Annotated in this window: 17 protein-coding genes; 12 read left to right on the top strand and 5 right to left on the bottom strand. The window is 46.5% G+C overall.

Annotated elements, in window-relative coordinates:
• The first annotated feature begins 7 nt into the window (after positions 1–7).
• The 5 genes from AOT11_RS02720 to sucD all read left to right on the top strand — a co-directional run bounded on the left by AOT11_RS02720 (position 8) and on the right by sucD (position 7,114).
• Positions 8–718, top strand: coding sequence for a succinate dehydrogenase iron-sulfur subunit (locus AOT11_RS02720; protein WP_011078275.1), 711 nt, complete (start codon positions 8–10; stop codon positions 716–718).
• A 101-nt stretch (positions 719–819) separates the two neighbouring features.
• On the top strand, positions 820–3,645 hold the full coding sequence (gene sucA / locus AOT11_RS02715; protein ID WP_017421014.1) for a 2-oxoglutarate dehydrogenase E1 component: 2,826 nt from the start codon (positions 820–822) through the stop codon (positions 3,643–3,645).
• A gap of 28 nt (positions 3,646–3,673) precedes the next feature.
• The gene (gene odhB / locus AOT11_RS02710; RefSeq protein ID WP_017421013.1) at positions 3,674–4,885 is read left to right on the top strand and encodes a 2-oxoglutarate dehydrogenase complex dihydrolipoyllysine-residue succinyltransferase; all 1,212 of its coding nucleotides are present in this window, start codon (positions 3,674–3,676) and stop codon (positions 4,883–4,885) included.
• A gap of 190 nt (positions 4,886–5,075) precedes the next feature.
• Entirely contained in the window at positions 5,076–6,242 is a 1,167-nt protein-coding gene (gene sucC / locus AOT11_RS02705) for an ADP-forming succinate--CoA ligase subunit beta (RefSeq protein WP_017421012.1), read from the top strand.
• Positions 6,242–7,114, top strand: a complete 873-nt coding sequence (gene sucD / locus AOT11_RS02700; RefSeq protein ID WP_017421011.1) for a succinate--CoA ligase subunit alpha — start codon at positions 6,242–6,244, stop codon at positions 7,112–7,114. The genes sucC and sucD overlap by 1 nt, the downstream gene beginning before the upstream one ends.
• Before the next feature lie 81 nt (positions 7,115–7,195).
• Here sucD and znuB read toward each other — a convergent pair whose 3' ends face one another.
• Both znuB and znuC read right to left on the bottom strand, forming a co-directional pair.
• Positions 7,196–7,981, bottom strand: a complete 786-nt coding sequence (znuB, locus tag AOT11_RS02695; protein ID WP_017421010.1) for a zinc ABC transporter permease subunit ZnuB — start codon at positions 7,979–7,981, stop codon at positions 7,196–7,198.
• Positions 7,974–8,759, bottom strand: coding sequence for a zinc ABC transporter ATP-binding protein ZnuC (gene znuC / locus AOT11_RS02690; RefSeq protein ID WP_017421009.1), 786 nt, complete (start codon positions 8,757–8,759; stop codon positions 7,974–7,976). The genes znuB and znuC overlap by 8 nt, the downstream gene beginning before the upstream one ends.
• 81 nt (positions 8,760–8,840) lie before the next feature.
• Between znuC and znuA the strand changes: the two genes are divergently transcribed.
• From znuA to AOT11_RS02665, 5 genes are all read left to right on the top strand, one after another.
• Entirely contained in the window at positions 8,841–9,716 is an 876-nt protein-coding gene (gene znuA / locus AOT11_RS02685; RefSeq protein WP_017421008.1) for a zinc ABC transporter substrate-binding protein ZnuA, read from the top strand.
• 171 nt (positions 9,717–9,887) lie between these two features.
• Positions 9,888–13,292: an AraC family transcriptional regulator gene (locus AOT11_RS02680; protein ID WP_017421007.1), complete on the top strand. Its 3,405-nt coding sequence runs from the start codon at positions 9,888–9,890 to the stop codon at positions 13,290–13,292.
• Positions 13,293–14,076: 784 nt separating this feature from the next.
• Positions 14,077–14,304, top strand: a complete 228-nt coding sequence (locus tag AOT11_RS02675) for a FeoA family protein (RefSeq protein WP_017421006.1) — start codon at positions 14,077–14,079, stop codon at positions 14,302–14,304.
• Positions 14,304–16,580 carry a Fe(2+) transporter permease subunit FeoB gene (gene feoB, locus AOT11_RS02670; protein WP_026050455.1) on the top strand — a complete coding sequence of 759 codons (2,277 nt, stop codon included), beginning with the start codon at positions 14,304–14,306 and terminating at the stop codon, positions 16,578–16,580. Before AOT11_RS02675 ends, feoB begins: the two co-directional genes overlap by 1 nt.
• Positions 16,577–16,807 (top strand): FeoC-like transcriptional regulator, encoded by a 231-nt coding sequence (locus AOT11_RS02665; protein ID WP_011149800.1) that lies wholly within the window; start codon positions 16,577–16,579, stop codon positions 16,805–16,807. The genes feoB and AOT11_RS02665 overlap by 4 nt, the downstream gene beginning before the upstream one ends.
• Before the next feature lie 108 nt (positions 16,808–16,915).
• On the opposite strand, the gene AOT11_RS02660 is transcribed toward AOT11_RS02665, so the two are convergent.
• Entirely contained in the window at positions 16,916–17,344 is a 429-nt protein-coding gene (locus AOT11_RS02660) for an HIT family protein (protein WP_026050454.1), read from the bottom strand.
• A 176-nt stretch (positions 17,345–17,520) separates the two neighbouring features.
• Positions 17,521–19,254 carry an arginine--tRNA ligase gene (argS, locus tag AOT11_RS02655; protein ID WP_017421003.1) on the bottom strand — a complete coding sequence of 578 codons (1,734 nt, stop codon included), beginning with the start codon at positions 19,252–19,254 and terminating at the stop codon, positions 17,521–17,523.
• 220 nt (positions 19,255–19,474) lie between these two features.
• Between argS and AOT11_RS02650 the strand changes: the two genes are divergently transcribed.
• A complete protein-coding gene (locus tag AOT11_RS02650) occupies positions 19,475–20,071 on the top strand; it encodes a VOC family protein (protein WP_026050453.1) in 597 nt (198 codons plus the stop codon).
• 61 nt (positions 20,072–20,132) lie between these two features.
• Here the strand turns inward: AOT11_RS02650 and purU are convergent, their stop codons facing one another.
• A complete protein-coding gene (purU, locus tag AOT11_RS02645) occupies positions 20,133–20,966 on the bottom strand; it encodes a formyltetrahydrofolate deformylase (RefSeq protein ID WP_017421001.1) in 834 nt (277 codons plus the stop codon).
• A gap of 195 nt (positions 20,967–21,161) precedes the next feature.
• Between purU and AOT11_RS02640 the strand changes: the two genes are divergently transcribed.
• A complete protein-coding gene (locus AOT11_RS02640) occupies positions 21,162–21,362 on the top strand; it encodes a hypothetical protein (RefSeq protein ID WP_026050452.1) in 201 nt (66 codons plus the stop codon).
• The last annotated feature ends 74 nt before the right edge of the window (positions 21,363–21,436 follow it).

The raw sequence follows: 21,436 nt of genomic DNA, 5'->3' as shown, positions 1-21,436 counted from the left end.
CTGAACTATGAAACTGAACTTCTCTGTATATCGTTACAATCCGGATGTAGATACCAAACCATACATGAAAGACTATGTGCTGGAAGTGGAAGACGGCTCTGACATGATGGTGTTGGATGCACTGATTCTACTCAAAGAGCAAGACGCTACGATCTCTTTCCGTCGTTCCTGTCGTGAAGGTGTGTGTGGTTCGGATGGTCTTAACATGAATGGTAAGAACGGTTTGGCGTGTATTACACCGCTGTCTGCGCTGAAAGCGGACAAAATTGTGATTCGTCCATTACCTGGGTTACCTGTGATTCGCGATCTTATCGTTGACATGACACAGTTCTACGATAACTATGCGAAAGTTAAGCCTTTCTTGATTTCAGATGGTGCTCTTCCGCCTTCTCGAGAAAACTTACAATCACCAGATGAGCGTGCACATTTGGATGGTTTGTACGAATGTATTATGTGTGCATGTTGTACAACCTCGTGCCCATCATTCTGGTGGAACCCGGACAAGTTTATCGGGCCAGCAGGCCTTCTGGCTGCGTATCGTTGGCTGATTGACAGTCGTGATACTGCAACAGATGAACGTTTGTCTAATCTTGATGACGCATTTAGCGTTTTTCGTTGCCACGGCATTATGAATTGTGTAAGTGTTTGTCCTAAGGGGCTAAATCCTACAAAAGCTATTGGCCACATCAAGAGTATGCTGGTCAATCGTTCGGTGTAACAAACAACAAAATTGCCGACAGTGTTCTAACCAACCTGTCGGCTCTATAGTAGCTCGGCGAAGACCGCAGCAAACGTGAAAACTACTGGTTAAGGGAAAATATGCACAACGGCGTGATGAAGGCATGGCTCGAGTCTTCACACTTGGCTGGCGCCAATGCAACTTACGTAGAGGATCTCTACGAACTGTATCTAAGTGACCCCGATCTGGTAAGTGAGGAGTGGAAACGTGTTTTTGAAGGCTTGCCTAAGCCAACAAAAGAAGTGGCCGAACAGCCGCATTCACGGGTCCGTGACTACTTCCGACGACTAGCTCAAGAAACAAAGCATTATAGTGTCCAGGTAAGTGATCCTGATGTCGATGCTAAGCAAGTTAAGGTACTACAGCTGATTAATGCTTACCGCTTCCGCGGACATGAAGCAGCAGAATTGGATCCACTCGGTTTATGGCAACGCCCAACAGTGGCTGAGCTAGACCCTGCATTCCACAATCTCACCGAAGATGACTTCGAAGAAACATTCAACGTAGGTTCTTTTGCTGTTGGTCAAGAGACCATGCCGCTTAAAGATATCTACACCGCACTTAAGAAAACCTACTGTGGTTCGATTGGTGCAGAATACATGCACATGACAGACACAGAGCAAAAGCGTTGGATCCAACAACGTTTAGAATCTGTGGTTGGTCAACCTTCCTTTGATAAAGATGAAAAACGTACATTCCTTGCTGAACTAACGGCAGCAGAAGGTCTTGAGCGCTATCTTGGTGCAAAATTCCCAGGAGCGAAGCGTTTCTCTCTCGAAGGTGGCGACGCGATGATTCCGATGATGAAAGAGTTGATTCGTCATGCGGGTCGCAGCGGGATGCGTGAAGTGGTTATCGGCATGGCTCACCGTGGCCGTCTCAATATGCTGGTTAACGTCTTGGGCAAAAAGCCTCAAGATCTGTTTGATGAGTTTGCTGGTAAGCATGGCGAGAGTTGGGGTACGGGTGATGTGAAATATCACCAAGGTTTCTCGGCGGACTTCGCAACACCAGGTGGCGACGTTCACTTAGCCCTTGCGTTTAACCCATCTCACTTAGAGATTGTTAACCCAGTCGTTATGGGTTCTGTGCGTGCACGTCAAGACCGCTTGGGCGATGATGACGGTAGTAAAGTGTTGCCTATTACCATCCATGGTGACTCTGCGATCGCGGGTCAAGGGGTTGTTGCTGAAACATTCAACATGTCTCAAGCGCGTGGCTTCTGCGTTGGTGGTACGGTACGTGTTGTCGTCAACAACCAAGTAGGTTTTACGACATCTAACCCACGCGATACACGCTCAACAATGTACTGTACTGATATTGCGAAGATGGTACAGGCACCGATTTTCCACGTAAATGCAGATGACCCTGAAGCAGTTGCTTTCGTTACTCGTATTGCGTTGGATTACCGTAACGAATTTAAACGTGATGTGGTGATTGACTTGGTTTGTTACCGTCGTCATGGCCACAACGAAGCGGATGAGCCAAACGCAACTCAGCCGTTGATGTATCAAAAGATCAAAAAACATCCTACACCACGTAAGTTGTATGCTGATGTGTTGATCGACAAAAATGAATGCGACATCGAAACCGCAACGCAAATGGTCAACGAGTATCGTGATGCACTTGATCACGGCGAAGTGGTTGTTAAAGAATGGCGCCCAATGGCACTCCATTCTGTTGATTGGTCCCCATATCTGGGCCATGACTGGGATACGTCTTGGAACAATACCTACGATAAACAACGCCTAGTCGAGCTAGGTAAGCGTTTATGCCAATACCCAGAAAGTCACACGCTTCACAGCCGAGTGAGCAAGCTTTATAACGACCGTGTAGCAATGACCAATGGTGAAAAAGAGCTAGATTGGGGTATGGCAGAAACTTTGGCCTACGCCACACTGGTGGATGATGGCAAGCGTATTCGTATCTCGGGTCAGGATTCTGGTCGTGGTACTTTCTTCCATCGTCATGCTGTACTGCACAACCAAAACGATGCCAGTACTTATGTTCCTCTTGCCAATATTCATGATAAGCAAGGTCCTTTTGAAGTATTCGATTCGGTTCTTTCTGAAGAAGCGGTACTTGCCTTTGAATACGGTTACGCAACGGCAGAGCCAAGTGGCTTGACGCTTTGGGAAGCGCAATTTGGTGACTTTGCTAACGGCGCACAAGTGGTTATTGACCAGTTCATCTCTTCGGGTGAGCAGAAGTGGGCTCGACTATGTGGGTTAACCATGTTGTTGCCTCACGGCTATGAAGGTCAAGGCCCAGAGCATTCATCTGCGCGTCTTGAGCGTTATCTACAACTGTGTGCTGAACAAAACATGCAAGTGGTTGTGCCATCAACCCCTGCGCAGGTTTATCACATGATCCGTCGTCAAGTTGTGCGTCCAATGCGTCGTCCACTGATTGTGATGTCTCCTAAATCATTGCTACGTCACCCATTATGCACATCGTCACTCGATGACTTGGCAAATGGTACCTTTATGCCAGCGATTCCAGAAATCGATGAACTGGATCCGGCAAAAGTGAAACGTGTTGTGTTCTGTTCAGGAAAGGTCTACTTCGACCTTCTAGAGCAGCGTCGCAATAACGAGCAAGATGATGTCGCGATTGTACGTATTGAACAGCTGTATCCATTCCCGATGGATGACGTGAAAGCGGCAATAGCACCTTATGTGAATGTTGAAGATTTTGTTTGGTGTCAGGAAGAGCCACAAAACCAAGGGGCTTGGTACTGTAGCCAACATAACTTCCGAGCAGCTATCCCGGCAGGAACTGAGTTGAAATACGCTGGTCGTCCAGCATCAGCTTCTCCAGCCGTTGGTTATATGTCGGTGCACTTGAAACAGCAGAAAGCGCTGATTGATGACGCGCTAAACGTGAACGAAAAGACTTCGGATTAAGAACTAGAAGTAAAAGGAAGAAACAGATATGACTATTGAAATTCTGGTTCCAGATTTACCTGAATCAGTGGCCGATGCAACAGTTGCAACTTGGCACAAGAAACCAGGCGACAGAGTTGAGCGCGATGAAGTGCTGGTTGATATTGAAACAGACAAAGTAGTGTTAGAAGTACCGGCTTCAGAAGCGGGTATTCTCGAAGCGATTGTTGAAGAAGAAGGCGCAACAGTACTTTCTAAGCAACTGATCGGTCGCATTAAATTGGCGGCAGTCGCGGGTGAACCTACGGCTGATACGACAGAAGAGTCACAGCCATCTCCAGATAAGCGTCATACTGCAAGCTTATCAGAAGAGAGCAATGATGCCCTTAGCCCAGCAGTGCGTCGTCTCCTTGCAGAGCATGGTTTAGAAGCAAACCAAGTGAAAGGTACGGGTGTAGGTGGTCGCATTACACGTGAAGATATTGAAGCGCACCTTGCAGCGGCCAAAAAGGCACCAGCAGTGGCAGAATCAGCTGTTGCGCCAGTAGCACCTGTTGCAGCTCGTAGTCAAAAACGAGTACCGATGACGCGTCTACGCAAAACAGTGGCTAATCGTCTGCTAGAAGCGAAAAACAGCACTGCAATGCTGACGACGTTTAATGAAGTCAACATGAAGCCAATCATGGATCTTCGTAAGCAGTATGGTGATCAGTTTGAAGCGCGTCATGGTATTCGTCTTGGCTTCATGTCTTTCTACGTGAAAGCGGTGACTGAAGCACTGAAGCGTTATCCTGAAATCAACGCATCGATCGATGGTGATGACATTGTTTACCACAACTATTTTGACATCAGTATGGCGGTTTCTACGCCACGTGGCCTAGTGACTCCAGTCCTAAAAGACTGCGATACGCTAGGTTTTGCGGATGTTGAAAAGGGCATCAAAGAGCTCGCCATCAAAGGTCGTGACGGAAAACTAACCGTTGACGAGCTAATTGGCGGTAACTTTACCATCACCAATGGTGGTGTGTTTGGTTCGTTGATGTCGACACCAATCATCAACCCACCACAATCTGCGATTTTGGGTATGCATAAGATTCAAGATCGTCCGATGGCGGTAGATGGCAAAGTTGAAATTCTGCCAATGATGTACCTAGCACTGTCTTACGACCACCGCTTGATTGATGGTCGTGAGTCGGTTGGCTTCCTAGTGACCGTGAAAGAGTTACTGGAAGATCCAGCACGTCTGCTGTTAGACGTTTAATATCGCTAAAACGTCTAGTTGTCGTTGATGGCTAGACGTTAAAAATCCCTAAGGCTAGACTGGCTCAGCGTCTGGCCTTCACTTGAACTGTTAGCAGTTTATTTGAGAAGACCCTACAGGCGTCGCACTGTTAATCGTGACGTTATGGAAATAATAAATCCCTTAAGGGAAGAACAAACGGAATATCAAAATGAATTTGCATGAATACCAAGCCAAACAGCTGTTTGCAGAATTCGGTTTGCCGGTACCAGAAGGTTATGCTTGTGATACACCTCAAGAAGCATTTGAAGCTGCTGGCCGCATTAGCACCGCTAAGAAAGTTGTAAAATGTCAGGTTCACGCAGGTGGCCGCGGTAAAGCGGGCGGCGTAGAGCTTCACGATACGAAAGAAGGCGTGAAAGAGTTTGCACAAAAATGGCTTGGCAAAAATCTGGTTACTTATCAGACAGATGCGAATGGTCAGCCAGTAACAAAAATTTTGGTTGAAGAAGCGTCCAATATCGCTAACGAGCTATACTTGGGTGCTGTCGTTGACCGTGCAACACGCAAAGTCGTTTTCATGGCCTCAACGGAAGGCGGTGTGGAAATCGAAAAAGTTGCAGAAGAAACTCCTGAACTGATTCACAAAGCGGCTATTGACCCACTGGTAGGCCCTCAGGCTTATCAAGGTCGTGAGCTTGCTTTTAAACTTGGTCTTCAAGGCGATCAAATTAAGCAGTTTGTTAAAATCTTCATGGGTTTGGGTGAAATGTTCACTCGATACGATCTCGCTCTTCTTGAAATCAACCCACTTGTGATTACCGGCGAAGGCAACCTACTTTGTCTAGATGGTAAGATCAACATCGACTCAAATGCGCTTTACCGTCAGCCAAAACTGCGTGAAATGCACGATCCTTCTCAAGAAGATAAGCGTGAAGCTCATGCGGCGCAGTGGGAACTGAACTACGTGGCACTTGATGGTAACGTTGGCTGTATGGTTAACGGTGCTGGCCTCGCAATGGGTACCATGGATATCGTAAACCTCCACGGTGGCAAACCTGCAAACTTCCTAGATGTAGGTGGTGGCGCAACAAAAGAACGTGTTGCTGAAGCATTCAAGATCATCTTATCTGATGACAATGTAAAAGCAGTACTTGTGAATATCTTCGGCGGTATCGTTCGTTGTGACATGATCGCGGAAGGCATCATCGGTGCAGTGAAAGAAGTGGGTGTAAGCGTACCCGTTGTTGTACGTCTTGAAGGTACTAACGCGGATCTTGGCCGCAAAGTACTGGCAGAGTCAGGTTTGGATATCATTGCAGCAGAATCACTAACAGATGCTGCTCAGAAAGTAGTTGCTGCGGCGGAGGGCAAATAATGTCTGTATTAATTAACAAAGACACCAAAGTAATTTGTCAAGGTTTCACAGGTGGTCAGGGTACTTTCCACTCAGAGCAAGCTCTTGCTTACGGCACGCAAATGGTTGGTGGCGTTTCTCCGGGCAAAGGCGGTCAGACGCATCTTGGTCTTCCTGTATTTAATACAGTGCGTGAAGCAGTGGAAACGACTGGCGCAACCGCAACCGTTATCTACGTTCCAGCCCCTTTCTGTAAAGACGCAATTTTGGAAGCAATTGATGCTGGTATTCAGCTGATAGTCACCATCACAGAAGGCATTCCTACGACGGACATGATCGATGTGAAAGTGAAACTGGAGCAGACTGGCGTTCGTATGATTGGTCCAAACTGTCCAGGTGTTATCACTCCTGATGAGTGTAAGATCGGCATCATGCCAGGTCATATCCATAAGAAGGGTAAAGTGGGTATCGTTTCACGTTCAGGTACTTTGACCTACGAAGCTGTTAAACAAACCACGGATGAAGGTTTCGGTCAGTCTACTTGTGTTGGTATCGGTGGCGACCCAATCCCAGGTTCTAACTTCATCGATATTCTGAAATTGTTCCAAGAAGACCCAGAAACGGAAGCGATCGTGATGATCGGTGAGATTGGCGGTACGGCGGAAGAAGAAGCGGCAGCGTTCATTAAAGAGAATGTAACTAAGCCAGTCGTTTCTTACATCGCTGGTGTAACTGCGCCTCCGGGTAAACGTATGGGCCATGCTGGTGCTATCATTTCTGGTGGTAAAGGAACGGCGGACGAGAAATTTGCAGCACTTGAATCTGCTGGTGTGAAAACTGTTAAGTCTTTGGCTGACATTGGTCAAGCACTTCGTGAAGTGACGGGTTGGTAATAGACAACAGCGTCAACCTCTAAGTAAAAGCCGAGCAATCAATGCTCGGCTTTTTCATTATAGTTTGCTTGTTCTGCCACTTTAGCTTGTTTGTGGCTTTAGTTGAGCCAGCATAAAGATAGCGGTTGCGCTAATGACCACAGATGGACCCGCTGGAGTATCGAAATGCCAAGAGAGCGTTAATCCACCGAGGACGGCAAGAACACCGATCAGAGACGCAAACCCGGCCATTTGCTCTGGTGACTGAGCAAAGCGCCTTGCCGCTGCTGCAGGAATGATCAGCAGAGACGTCATAATCAGTGCGCCGACAAATTTCATCCCCACTGCGATAACGATACCGACCATCAACATCAAAATTAAGCGAATCAAATCGATATTGGTGCCTTCCACTGCAGCCAATTCTTCATTAACCGTGGTGGACAAAAGTGGACGCCAAAAAAGATACAACGTTGCGCCAACCGCAGCGACTCCTGCGTATATGAAGAGCAAATCTTGTGGAGAGACAGCCAAAAGATCACCAAATAAGTAACTCATCAGATCCACACGGACGTTATCGAGAAAACTTACCGCGACCAAACCGATGGACAATGCGCTGTGAGCTAAGATGCCGAGCAGTGTATCCGACGCAACGAGTTGCTGTTTTTGCAGTGTCACGAGTATCACCGCTAAAGCGAGGCAACATACAATGAGCGCAAGGTACAAGTTCACATCGAGCAGAAAGCCAAGTGCCAGCCCCATTAATGACGCATGAGCTAGGGTATCGCCGAAGTAGGCCATCTTGCGCCAAACAACAAATGATCCCAAAGGCCCCGCGATCAGTGCAATTCCTAAGCCGGCTAAAAGAGAAGGAAGAAGAAACTCAATCATGATGATGTCCATGGTGATGATGGTTACACTGAGTTGGATCACCAGAAACAGGTTGGCCTGCTAAATCGTGGTGGTGGTGGTCATGTTGGTGATGATAAATCGCTAATGAGTCTCTTGCCGCACTACCAAATAATGCAATGTAAGACGGGTGCTGAGTAATGTCTTCTGGCGTGCCAGAACAGCAAACGTGATGTTGAAGGCAAATGACTTCATCGGTTTTTGCCATAACAAGGTGTAAGTCATGCGACACCATAAACACGGCACAATCAAAACGATGGCGGATGCTTTCAATTAAATCGTAGAGATCAATTTGTCCTTGAATGTCGACGCCTTGAGCGGGTTCATCAAGTACAAGTAAGTCGGGTCGTTGCAAAAGCGCGCGAGCCAACAGCACGCGTTGAGTCTCACCGCCAGAGAGTTTGTGCATGTTGTATTTATATAGGTGCTCGGCACCAACAAGTCGAAGTGCTTCCATCGTTTCTTGCTGGCTATACTTTCCTGATAGATTTAGGAAACGGATAACATTAAGTGGCAATGTGTCATTGAGTTTTAGCTTTTGTGGAACATAGCCGATAGTGAGCTTTGCTTGACGTTGAACTTGACCTGAAGTGGGTTTGAGTAAACCGATGATGATTTTGACTAAGGTTGACTTGCCGGCGCCATTTGGACCGATCAGTGTCGTGATTTTACCTTTGTGCAAATCCAAGCTAATACTGTCTAAAACTTTCTTATCGTCAAAGGTGACGGAAAGCGCCTTTAGGCTAATTAACGCTGACATGAATAGAACTCATTTGCAATTGGTGAGTGTTATAATGTAACATTTTATCCTAATGAACGCTACTTACCAACTTGGATTATTATGATTCGCTTTTTATTGTGTACTTTTACGTTATTTTTGCCGTTACAAGCGCTTGCCGTTGAGGTTTTAACCAGCATTAAACCAATACAGCTGATCGTCAATGAGCTTACGCAAGAGGTAACGATCCCCAAGTTACTCGTGGCTGCCAATGCATCGCCTCACGATTACGCTTTGAAACCTTCTGACGTGAAAAAAGTAAGGCAAGCGGATCTGATAGTGTGGTTTGGCTCATCCTTAGAGCCTTTTATGACAAAGTTGGTGTCAGATCATTCCAATGTGCTAACGATCAGCGAGATCCCTTCTCTTAAGTTACGTGAATACCAAGAGGCTCATCAGCATGATGGCCATGATCACGGTAGCCATGACCCCCATTTTTGGATGGGCATCGACACAGTCAAACAAGTTGCTCCAGCGATAACGGCGCGTCTGATTGAAATCGACGCGCAGCACGAAGCACAGTACCAAGCTAACTTAAAGCGTTTCATGCAGGGATTGGATGAAACGGATACGCGTTTAAGTAAGTTGCTACAAGGAGTGAAAGAGCGCGGCTACTATGTATTCCATGATGCTTATGGCTACTTTGAACAGCAGTATCAACTTAGCAACCTTGGGCACTTTACGGTTAGCCCAGAGAAAAAGCCTGGAGCGAAAACGTTGATTGAAATCCGTAACCGTTTAGCAAAAGGCGATGTTGTGTGTGTGTTTGCTGAGCCACAATTTACACCAGCGGTTATCGAAAGCGTCATGAGAGGCAGCTCGGCGAAAAAAGGTGTTTTAGACCCTATTGGGACAGAAGTGACACTTGAATCTGGTGGCTACTTTAATTTTCTCCTATCAATGGGGAATGATTTCTACCAATGTTTACATGATAAGTAGCGCCAACTTCTCTCTATTTACGTGATCCAATTGGTGATATTGGCAACCCTTGCTAAGTTGATATTTTTATCATGCAGCAATTTCGCTATGATATTTAGCGCCCCAAAATAATGCTCTAAAGCGTTGAAAATAATCAAGGGCGTAAGAATTGACTTTACAGGGAAATCTGACTTGCTGCGTATTCTTGCCTGGCTTCTACTCGCAGGGCTTACACTACCGTTCAAAGCGCTAGCTTTGGACGGAAACTCTGCCATATTTTACCCACTGCCTGGACAGGAGCAGGGAACCTTTGTTGCTGCTAAAAATCTCTTTGTTGGTGGTGATGGTGGTTTATGGATACATGACGTGCACGGCAAAGTGCAATATTTCGATGGTAATACCTTGTTGCCGAAACGTGGCAGCCTTCTAGAGTTTCCTTCCGAGCAAGTAGCCTTTCACCAAGGCAGTTTTTGGACTTTTGTCGCGAACGAAGTCTTCCAAACGTACCCCAATCAGAAACGTCAGTTAGCGTTTAGCTTAAATCCGGGGGCAGAAATCAGAAAAATTGGCAGCTCAGATGGTCACATTTGGGTGAGTGATGGCATCAATTTTTATGACTACGATATTGAATCAAAAGAATTAAAAACTTATTCCTTACTCTCGTTGTATCAAAATAATCAGAGTAGTTACGTCTACATCAATGATGCAAAGAGGGTTTTAAGCAAATGGGTACTTGGTACCACATCGGGAGCTTATCTATCACAAGGTGAGCAATTTACTCATATCAAAGCGTCAGCGAAGCATTTCGTTGCCAAACTGTACTTTTCTCCCACTCGTCGTGAGTTACTGGTGGGGACGCTAAATGGCGCTGCGCTCATTGATATTTTAAAGCCGACTCAAAAAAACATCATGATTGGAGAGTCTCATGTGCTTTCGATGACAGAAACCAATCAAGAATATTGGATTGGCACAGAACATGGTCTGTACAGTTACTCGTTTTTAAATGGACAAGTGGCCAAAGTGAAAGCCGCAGGTGCGCAAGATGTCTCTCCTGATAATCGAAAAATTTACTCGCTGGTGAATGATGAACAAGGGGGCATTTGGGTTGCGACGAACAGTGGTATTCTCTACTACTCTCTGTTTGGCCGAAAATTTGAACGTCTTAATAACATCACCGAAGAAAAAGCCAGCCGTTTTAATGGCAACATCACCAAAATTGTCTATGCATCAGATGAAACGATTTGGTTTAAAGATGCAAACAATCTTTACCGGGCCATTGGGGTTAATAAACAATACAGCCGCGTGCGTTTGCCGATAAAGGTAAATGACTTTGCCCTTGAAGATGGAAACATCTGGATTGCTTCCGAGCAAGGTTTGTATATTTACGACACGAATCAGTACAAACTTCGATCGTTCGATTTACCGAGTTACCTTAAAGGTAAAGAGATTGATTTTGTTTCGGTCAGCCCTCAAGGCAAGGTTTGGATCAGTTCGGGTTATCGATTAGCCGCCATTGGCGTTGCCGATGGGCGCTTCCAAGATTATGGCGATCGGTGGATTGCCAGCCAAAATTTGCCCGCTCGAATTTTGGGTCTAGAAGTGGATCAAAAAGTCCCGTTAATCGTAAGAACCGATCATGGGGCTTATGTGCTAGAAAACGACAAGATCCGTTTTGAGCGAAACACGCAGTCTTTTGGCGAAAGTGTCGATATCGCAGAAGCGAAAGATGGGGCGTTATGGTTTGCAGGGACTCACGGCATCTATCGTAAAGATCCCACAGAAAAAACGTTAGGAGAGCTGGCACTTCCTCAGGAAAACGTGAAGCCTATTTGCCTAATCACCGATGCTAGTGGCATTTGGATGGTGAGTTCAATTGGCCTCAGTTTTTACAATTTTGACGGAGCACTGCGTAAGCACTTTGGGTCTCGCTCGGGCATTATGAGTAACGAGTTCGTTGAAGGCTCATGTGCGGCTTCATTTGGAGAAGCGCAATCCGGCTCGGTGTTAGTACTGGGTTCAAAGCATGGCTTGGTATTTGCGGACCGTGATGACCTAATGGTATCCAAACTACCTGAACCTAGAGTGGTCATCAGCCAAGTTCGTATTGACGATCAGGTTGCAAATGTCGGACAAAAAGAGTGGCAATTACCCGAGTTAGCGTATGGTTCTGCGATCAGTTTTGGCCTCGGCGTGATGCCCAATGCTTACGGTGAAACGCTCTATTACCGTTTAAACCAGGAACACTGGCAAACCACAGAAGCCGGACAAGTCTCTTTTGAACACCTTGCGGCAGGTGATTACTTGTTAAGTGTTAAAACCAGTTTAGTCGCAGGGGATTCCGTGCAAGTTCGCTTTACGGTGTTACACCCGTGGTATCAAACTACGATGGCGATGGCGATTTTTGTTCTGCTTATCGTAGCGTTAGGCGGCTTAGTTGTTTTCTGGCGTTCTCGTTACGTCAGTGTTCAAAACCGTGAGTTAACGGCATTGGTGGCATTGAAGACCAATCAATTACGTCATCAGAGTCGAGTGCTGCTCACCAGTAACCAACAACTTCGCAAACAGATCCAAGTTAGAAATTTGCTGGTTGACAATGTTGCCCGTTCATTACGTCAAAGTGTGGATGCATTACTGAGCAAGCCATCGGTTGAACCTGCCTCAGAGTATCAGGAACATCAAATGCGCATAGCAATGCTTTTGGAAGAGTTAAAAAGCTCGCCCAGCGATGGAACTGACGGGTATCTGCAAAACTTTAACGTCAGCCATATCATTCAGTCGGTTGTCGACGTTTGGGAAGATGAACTCAGTAAAATCGGTGTTCAGGTGCACATTTCTAGCGAATCGGATGACTATCGTGTCGCAGTAGGGCAGTTTAATCTGGATGTCATTTTTAATAGTGTTTTTGCAAGTGTGTTGAAACGCGCCTATCGTGGCCAAATGCTTGATATTGTGATCAGAGAGCAAAACGATTTTGTCGAAGTGTCATTTATTGATTTTGGCCAGCCCTTTAGTACGAATACGGACGCCGAGGATAGCGCTGGTGTTGAGCCGGCAAAAGTCGATACTGCAATTGAGAAGCTACCTGCTTTAGTCGAACAAAGTGGCGGACGCTTAAGCTTGTTCAGTAGCGCTGAGCGAAACAAGATCGAAATACTGTGGCCGAAAGCGGTTGAGTCTCTGATAAATGACGAAGAGCCAAGCGTTTTTGTTGATTCAGTCGATCTCTCTCCAGTTACGGAAGTCTCATCCGAAGGCGCTCCATCGCCAGAGCAGTTGTGGCTGGCGAAGGTCGAGGCTATGGTGGCAGAGCATTATACAAACCCAGAATTTGGCACGGCAATGGCGGCCAAGATGCTCTATGTTTCTGAGCGCAGCCTACAGAGACGGTTTAAATCAGCGAGCTCTCGTACATTTACGGATTACCTCACCGAAGTTCGTTTAGAAAAAGCATGCGAAAGTTTGTTGGCCGGTGAAAAAGTGGTTGATGTGGCTTTCGCATCGGGATTTAACGATCCTTCCTATTTTAGTCAACGTTTTAAACTGTACTTTGGCGTGCCCCCTTCAAAATTTGCCAGTGACGCTCTAGAGTCCGAATAACATCGCCGTCTACCTAGCTACCTAGTGTGCTCAGCTTGCCTCAAAGCTTGATTTGCCTTGCTTATATAACGGCATTATCTCTTCCGCTTAACTTGCGTCTAGCCTGTTTCTACTAAAAGCCTAATACGACATGGATGCTTTCTATCATCCTTGTTCATGAATCGACCCATTGGCTGTTCTATGGCTTAGGTAGTCATGTACATGCGGGTTAATTGAACGGTGTGATCGAAAATAGGTAGAGTAACGGATGGGGCTTATTTATTGGTTGCCAAGTGTGCGGGTGAAAGCGAGCGTAATTAAGGTAAAGAGTTTAATAAGAGAGGAAAACGATAGAAAAAAAATATCGTGGTATAGCCGGGGGGACTATACCACGGGTGTCAATGACACCTTCGCTTGCTGCCGGAGTGACGCGACATAGTCACGTCACCTCTGGAATTCTTGAGAGGAGTGCCTCTCGATGTGTTCACTATAAGTTAATCGACTTATTTTCCTTATAAAAATAACGCCATTGATACCTTACAAAAACGACAATATGCTCATCTTAACTTAAGTTGTTGTAATTTAATGGTTATTTGTTTCTCTCTTTGTTTTTGTAAACGAAGTGTTAAGCGCGATGTTGATTTGAAATTTGGATTTTGACGTAAATGACGTGTCTAAAATTGACGAAAGTTACGAACGCAGTTCTGCAATCTTTGATTTCAGACAATAAAAATCAGCTTGTTGAGGCGTAGAATTGCATCATTAATAAAAATATTTCTCATTTACACTTTCTTTTCGGGCAAGTATGAAATTATCAGAATTAAAACAAGGCCAGATCGCGACGGTTGTGGCTATTCATGGACTCACTAGCGACGTGAGAAAGAAACTTATGGTGATGGGTATTTTGCCAAACACGTCTGTACGACTTATTCGTCGAGCACCAATGGGTGATCCGCTACAAATTGAAGCTCGCGGTGTATCGTTAGCGGTGCGAGAAAAAATTGCGGAAGCCATCGAAGTGGAGTGCCAATAATGCAGTATCAAATTCTGACGGTCGGCAATCCTAACAGCGGAAAGACGACATTATTTAACGGTTTGACTGGAGCAAAACAGCAAGTGGGCAACTGGGCTGGTGTTACGGTAGAAAAGAAGACTGGTCGTTACCATCACGCTGGCGATGAATTTTTGCTGACAGACCTTCCGGGTATCTACTCGCTGGATAGTGGTAACGACAGCAACAGTATTGATGAATCGATTGCTTCCCGCGCGGTATTAACTCACCCGGCCGATATGATCATCAATGTGGTGGACGCAACGAGCCTTGAGCGCAGTTTATACATGACACTGCAATTACGCGAACTTGGTCGTCCGATGATTGTTGTGTTGAACAAAATGGATGCGCTTAAACGTGAGCGTCAGATCATCAATGTGGCTGAGTTAGAAAAAAGCCTCGGTTGTCCCGTGATCAGTTTATCCGCAACGAACAAAGCACAAGTTGCGGAGTTCAAAGAGAAACTGCACAAATCTGTGGTTCAAGGTGTGGCACTAAAAGAGATCGCTTTGAACTATGGTCAGGCGATGGAAGCGGCGATTGACAACATTTCAACACTATTTAACGATCAAACGGTTTCCCACCGGGCGCTCGCCGTTCGTGCTCTTGAGAAAGACGCTCTGGTACTAAACAGTATGTCAGATGTGGATCGCCTTCGTGTTGAAAACGTCGTTACGGAACTCAATCTGGATGTGGACTTACACGTTGCTGACGTCAAATATACGCATCTTCATCAGGAGTGCAAAAAGGTTCGTCGTAGCGAAGGTAAGTTAAGCCGCAGTGTTACTGAAAAACTGGATCAATTTATTCTCAACAAATGGGTCGGTATTCCGTTTTTCTTCGTTGTGATGTACCTGATGTTCATGTTCTCTATCAACATTGGTAGCGCCTTTATTGACTTCTTTGATATCGGTGTCGGCGCGCTACTGGTTGATGGCGGCCATCATTTGTTAGACGGACACTTGCCGGTGTGGTTGGTGACGGTACTGGCCGATGGACTCGGTGGTGGTATCCAGACGGTGGCGACATTCATTCCGGTTATTGCCTGTTTGTACCTTTTCCTCGCTGTGCTTGAAAGCTCAGGCTACATGGCTCGCGCCGCCTTTGTGCTTGATAAAGTGATGCAGAAGATCGGCCTGCCAGGTAAAGCTTTTGTTCCACTGGTTTTAGGTTTCGGCTGTAACGTGCCATCCATTATGGCCACGCGTACACTAGATCAAGAGCGAGAACGTAAACTGGCAGCATCAATGGCGCCATTTATGTCTTGTGGTGCTCGCCTGCCTGTGTATGCGCTATTTGCTGCTGCCTTCTTCCCTGGTGCTGGGCAAAATATTGTGTTTGCGCTTTACCTGCTTGGTATCGTCGCGGCGATTTTCACGGGTCTCTTCCTTAAGCACACGCTGTACCCTGGTAGCAGTGACAGCTTAGTGATGGAAATGCCTGATTACGAACTGCCAACACTGCAAAACGTGGTGATCAAAACATGGCAAAAACTGAAGCGTTTCGTTTTGGGAGCAGGCAAAACCATCGTTGTTGTGGTTGCGATCCTAAGCTTCTTGAACTCGCTTGGTACTGATGGCAGCTTCGGCAACGAAGACAGCGAAAACTCGGTTCTGTCAAAAGCCGCGCAAGTGGTGACGCCAGTGTTTGCTCCGATTGGTATTGAGAAAGACAACTGGCCAGCGACAGTGGGTATCATCACGGGTATCTTCGCCAAAGAGGCGGTAGTTGGTACACTCAATAGCCTGTACACCACACCAAGTGATGGAGAAGAAGCGGAGTTTGAACTGATGGCCAGCCTAGAAGAGGCCGTGATGAGCATCCCTGAAAACTTAGCGGGTTTGAGCTATTCAGATCCATTAGGTATCGAGGTGGGAGATCTAACGGATTCAAATGCTGTGGCAGAGGAACAAGATGTCGATGCTTCTATCTTTGGTAACCTTAAAGCGCAGTTTGCGTCTGGTCATGCGGCTTTTGCCTACCTAATTTTTATTTTGTTGTACACCCCATGTGTGGCAGCGATGGGGGCATACGTTCGCGAATTCGGTCATAAGTTTGCACGTTTTATTGCTGTTTGGACGATGGCTCTGGCCTACCTTTGTGCGACCTTCTACAACCAGTTGACACACTTTGCGGATAGCCCTGTCACCAGTGGTGTTTGGATCGCAGCGATTGTCGCCATTTTCTTTGCCACGTATCGTGTGTTTAAGCGTGTAGGTGATAAGCAACGAGGCGTATTTGAGGCGCAGGTAGCATGATATTAAAAGAGCTTTATCAGTATATTGCAGACAAAGGAACCGTCTCCCAGTCAGACCTGGCTAAGCAGTTTGGGATGAGTGAAGATGGCGCTGATGCGATGTTAAGCGTGTGGATCAAAAAAGGTAAAATCAGCCGTTTAGTCGACACCAATAAAGCTCATAGTGTCACTCGCGTTCGCTACGCTGTGACCAAACAAGACGGTTTATCGCTGACCGTAACCATGTAGGCTCAGACTCAAAACGGGATAAAAACGACAAAGCCGCATCAGCAATGATGCGGCTTTTTTATCGTGCCCTAGCACTCTTTCAGCTCCACTATAAACAAGCGCTTTGACTTAGGCTTTTTGGAAGAGAGAGCTCAGTGACAGTACGTTTTTAATGCGAATAAGCAGTTCGTTTTGTTCTTCTTCGCTGCGAAACTCGCCGTTGGTATTGCCCCAAACCGGTCCCGGCCATGCTACGTCCTCTTTGAAGCGCGCGATATGGTGAATGTGCAGTTGTGGCACCATGTTACCTAGCGCGCCAAGGTTTAACTTGTCTGGACGGAATGTCGCTTCGAGTGCTTGGCTTACCGCTTGAGACTCGAGCAAAAACTGTTGTTGCTCTTGCATTGGCAAGTGGTGTAGCTCTTTTAGGTTTGCCCGTTTCGGTACCAAAATCACCCACGGTACGGCATTGTCTTTATGCAGCAATGCCACACACAGCGGGAAGTGGCCAATCACCGTGGTGTCTTTGGCCAATTGAGGGTGCAGTTCAAAACTCATTGTTGTTGTCCGATTGAATGGAATGACATCAGTATACGTCAGATAAAACAAAAGGTTGACGCTTTCACGCCAACCTTTCTTATAATTTTCTCGAACCTCGAACCTCGAACCTCGAACCTCGAACCTCGAACCTCGAACCTCGAACCTCGAACCTCGAACCTCGAACCTCGAACCTATTACATACGCTCTAACGTATCGATACCGAGCAGAGAAAGACCTTGCTTGATGGTCTTCGCTGTTAGCGCAGCGAGTTTCAAACGGCTTTGTTTCACTGCTTCATCTTCAGCCACTAGGATAGGGCACGCTTCGTAGAAGCTAGAGAACTGACCTGCTAGTTCGAATAGGTAGCTACACATGATGTGTGGTTGACCTTCGCGAGCAACAGATTGAACCGCTTCTTCGAACTGCATCAGCTTGGCGATAAGCGCTTTTTCTTTCTCGTCAGTGATCTTAATTTCACCTTGTAGATCATCCATAGAAACGCCAGCTTTAGCGAATACAGAGGCTACACGAGTGTAAGCGTATTGCATGTACGGTGCCGTGTTACCTTCAAACGCCAGCATGTTGTCCCAATCGAACACGTAGTCCGTGGTACGGTGCTTAGAAAGGTCTGCGTATTTAACCGCTGCCATTGCAACTGTGTTCGCGATCGCTTTCTTCTCGTCTTCAGCTAATTCTGGGTTCTTAGATTCGATCAGCTGCGCTGCACGCACTTCTGCTTCATCAAGAAGATCAGCAAGACGAACCGTACCGCCTGCACGAGTCTTGAATGGCTTACCATCTTTACCTAGCATCATACCAAACGCGTGGTGCTCAAGAGATACTGACTCTGGCACGTAACCCGCTTTACGAACGATCGTCCAAGCTTGCATTAGGTGCTGGTGCTGACGAGAGTCGATGAAGTAAAGCACACGATCTGCACCTAGCTCTTCGTAACGGTACTTCGCACATGCGATATCTGTTGTTGTGTATAGGAAGCCGCCGTCACGTTTCTGCACGATAACGCCCATAGGCTCGCCGTCTTTGTTCTTGAACTCTTCAAGGAACACAACTTGCGCGCCGTCATCTTCAACCGCAAGACCTTGTGCTTTCAGGTCTGCTACGATCTTAGGTAGCATGTCGTTGTACATACTCTCGCCCATGACGTCATCACGAGTTAGAGAGACGTTGAGACGGTCGTAGTTGCGTTGGTTTTGGATCATGGTGACGTCAACCAACTTCTTCCACATTTCTGCGCAGAACTCGTCGCCGCTTTGCAGTTTAACGACGTAGCCGCGAGCTTTTACCGCAAACTCTTCGTCTTCGTCGTACAGCTTTTTAGATTCACGGTAGAAACCTTCAAGGTCAGCCAGTTCCATAGAAATTTCGCCAGACTCTTGCTGTACGCGCTCAAGGTTGGCGATAAGCATACCGAACTGAGTACCCCAGTCACCGATATGGTTCGCACGGATCACTTTGTGACCTAGAAACTCAAGGGTACGTACAACCGCATCACCAATGATGGTTGAACGTAGGTGACCAACGTGCATTTCTTTAGCAACGTTTGGCGCAGAATAGTCAGCAACGATAGTTTGCGCTTCTTCTGCAGCAACGCCAAGGCGCGCATCCGCCAGTGCCGCTTCAGCTTGCTTCGCGAGGAACTCTTCGCTTAGGAAAATATTGATGAAACCAGGGCCTGCGATTTCGGTTTTGCTTGCGATGCCGTCTAGCTCAAGAACATCCAATACTTTTTGCGCAAATTCTCGAGGGTTAGTACCCAACTGTTTTGCTACGCCCATTACGCCGTTTGCTTGGTAGTCACCAAATTGTGGCTTAGCGGATTGGCGAACCGCTGCAGGGCTGCCTGCAGGAGCGCCAGCAGCTTCAAGAGCCTGAGATACTTTGTCGTTAATAAGTGCTTGGATATTCACACGCGTTTCCTTCAATTCAAGGACGAAAAACCCGGAAATAGAGAGGCCGGGTTCTGTTTGAGTTCACAAAAATGGGGCTAATGATAGCAATTATATTGCCTTTCATACAGAGCCGATTTAGTGAAATTTTGACTTTTTATTAAAGTACTCGCAGGACTGCCAATTTTGCCTGAAGTTGTTACTATGACGCCCAGAAATAAAAAGTGTGAAGAGAACGAAAATGAGTAATTTGCTGGCAGAAAAACGCCTTACACCCCAACAGATGCTAGAGGATTTACCCGGTTTCATGCAGAAAATCGAGTCGCTGGCCGATTTGTTGCAACTGGATTTGAGTTTTGCTCAAGCGGATCATATTGCGATGCGCGTAAATGAGAATCAAACCGCGCAGTTGTCTCAGCAAATGTGGAGTGAACAAGGCAAAGTGATCTCACAGGCGAACATCAATGGTCGTCCGATCATTGTGATCGCGTTTGATACGCCACTGGCCAGTCGCGGTTGGAAAATCGAATGCTTAGAGCTGCCTTATCCGGCAGAAGGAAAAGCGTATCCCCATGAAGGTTGGGAGCATGTGGAGTTTGTCGTCCCATCTCATGCTCAGACGGCTGAAGACTATTTGGCAGATTTGAAACACACCTATCCAGCGTTTGGCGCTCAGTTGAGCAAACTCGAGGAATTGGGGGTTAAGGTGAAGCTGTCGAGTCCGAAGGGAGAGGGTGAACGGTTGAACAATCCGACGGTTGCGTTCAAATACCAAGGCATTTGCATCAAGCTGCACCCACATTCTTTAAAACGTATTGTTGAGTCTGAGCAAGCCTAGCTGCGCAGAAAAATAAAGGGTTGCAATTGTCGCAACCCTTTTGGTTCGTCCCATTCTATGTTTAAAGGATGACGGTTTTGTTGCCATACACAAAAACGTGGTCATTCAGTACTTTATTGAGCGCCTTGCTCAACACATTCTTCTCAACATCGCGACCCGCTTGCGCCATGTCCTGCGCGCTGAAGTTGTGATCAACCGGAATCACGTCTTGTTTGATGATTGGGCCTTCATCTAAATCATTGGTGACAAAGTGCGCCGTGGCGCCGATGATTTTTACACCGCGATCAAAAGCTTGCTGATAAGGTTTCGCGCCAATAAAGGCAGGCAAGAAGCTGTGGTGGATGTTGATGATCTTATGGTGATATTTCTCAACAAAACCTGGCGTGAGCACACGCATGTATTTCGCTAGCACCAAATAATCTGGCTGATACTGACCAATCACTTCAAGCATTTTCTGTTCGTGACTTTCACGATCGAGCCCTTCATGACAAACATGGTGATAAGGGATGTCGAATTTTTCCGTGAGACTTTGCAGTTTGTCGTAGTTACCTACCACAGCCGCAATGTCCACATCCAAACTGCCGTCGTAATTCTTCATCAGAATATCACCTAAGCAGTGCGCTTCTTTGGTGACCAAAATCACGATGCGCTTGCGCTCAGAGCTCATCAACTTGCGCTTAGCTCCCGGTGGCAAAGCTTGGTCGAGATCGGCAAGAAAGGTGTGGTCGTTAAAGTATCCCTCCAGCTCGGTTCGCATAAAAAAGTGACCGCTGGAATTATCTACAAACTCATTGTTGTGAATAATGTTCAGTTGATGCTTGTAACAAATGTTGGTGATTTTAGAGATCAGACCCGGCGCGTCTGAGCAATGAGTCAGTAGTGTTTTCTTTTCCATATTAGAGATACTTCCGTGATTTATTTTTTTTATGGTGCGAATAATTGTTTGGGCGTCGAACGGTGAACTAAACCGCAATACAGGCCTAATAGATAATCTATTATTAAGATGGTTTCAAACAAATTCTCCAGCAAAACGTTTGGCTGGAGACGTTGTCTGAATTGAGCCTTCATAAGAATCATAGAGGTGGTGTATATGGACAAAGATCTACTGGCTCGAAAACTGTATGTAGAGAGAGTGAGCTCTCTGATCGGTAACCATGAAATAGATGAGGATCGCATTACTGAACTTTGGGAAAATCGAGCTTCTCCAGCCGAAGCGGCCAAGGCCATCTTAGGGGAAGAGGATCAATTTACCGGCCCAGCGTGGCTTGCACGCTATTTAAACCGCAAATAACCGACCAAATACCTGCCGAGGCGAAGACAATTGGGATTCGCCTCAAAAAGACAAACCTGACATAATCTGTGCCA

Origin of the sequence: Vibrio vulnificus NBRC 15645 = ATCC 27562 (genome assembly GCF_002224265.1) — a bacterium.
Lineage (GTDB): Bacteria > Pseudomonadota > Gammaproteobacteria > Enterobacterales > Vibrionaceae > Vibrio > Vibrio vulnificus.
This window is presented reverse-complemented; position numbering and strand designations above follow the sequence as displayed.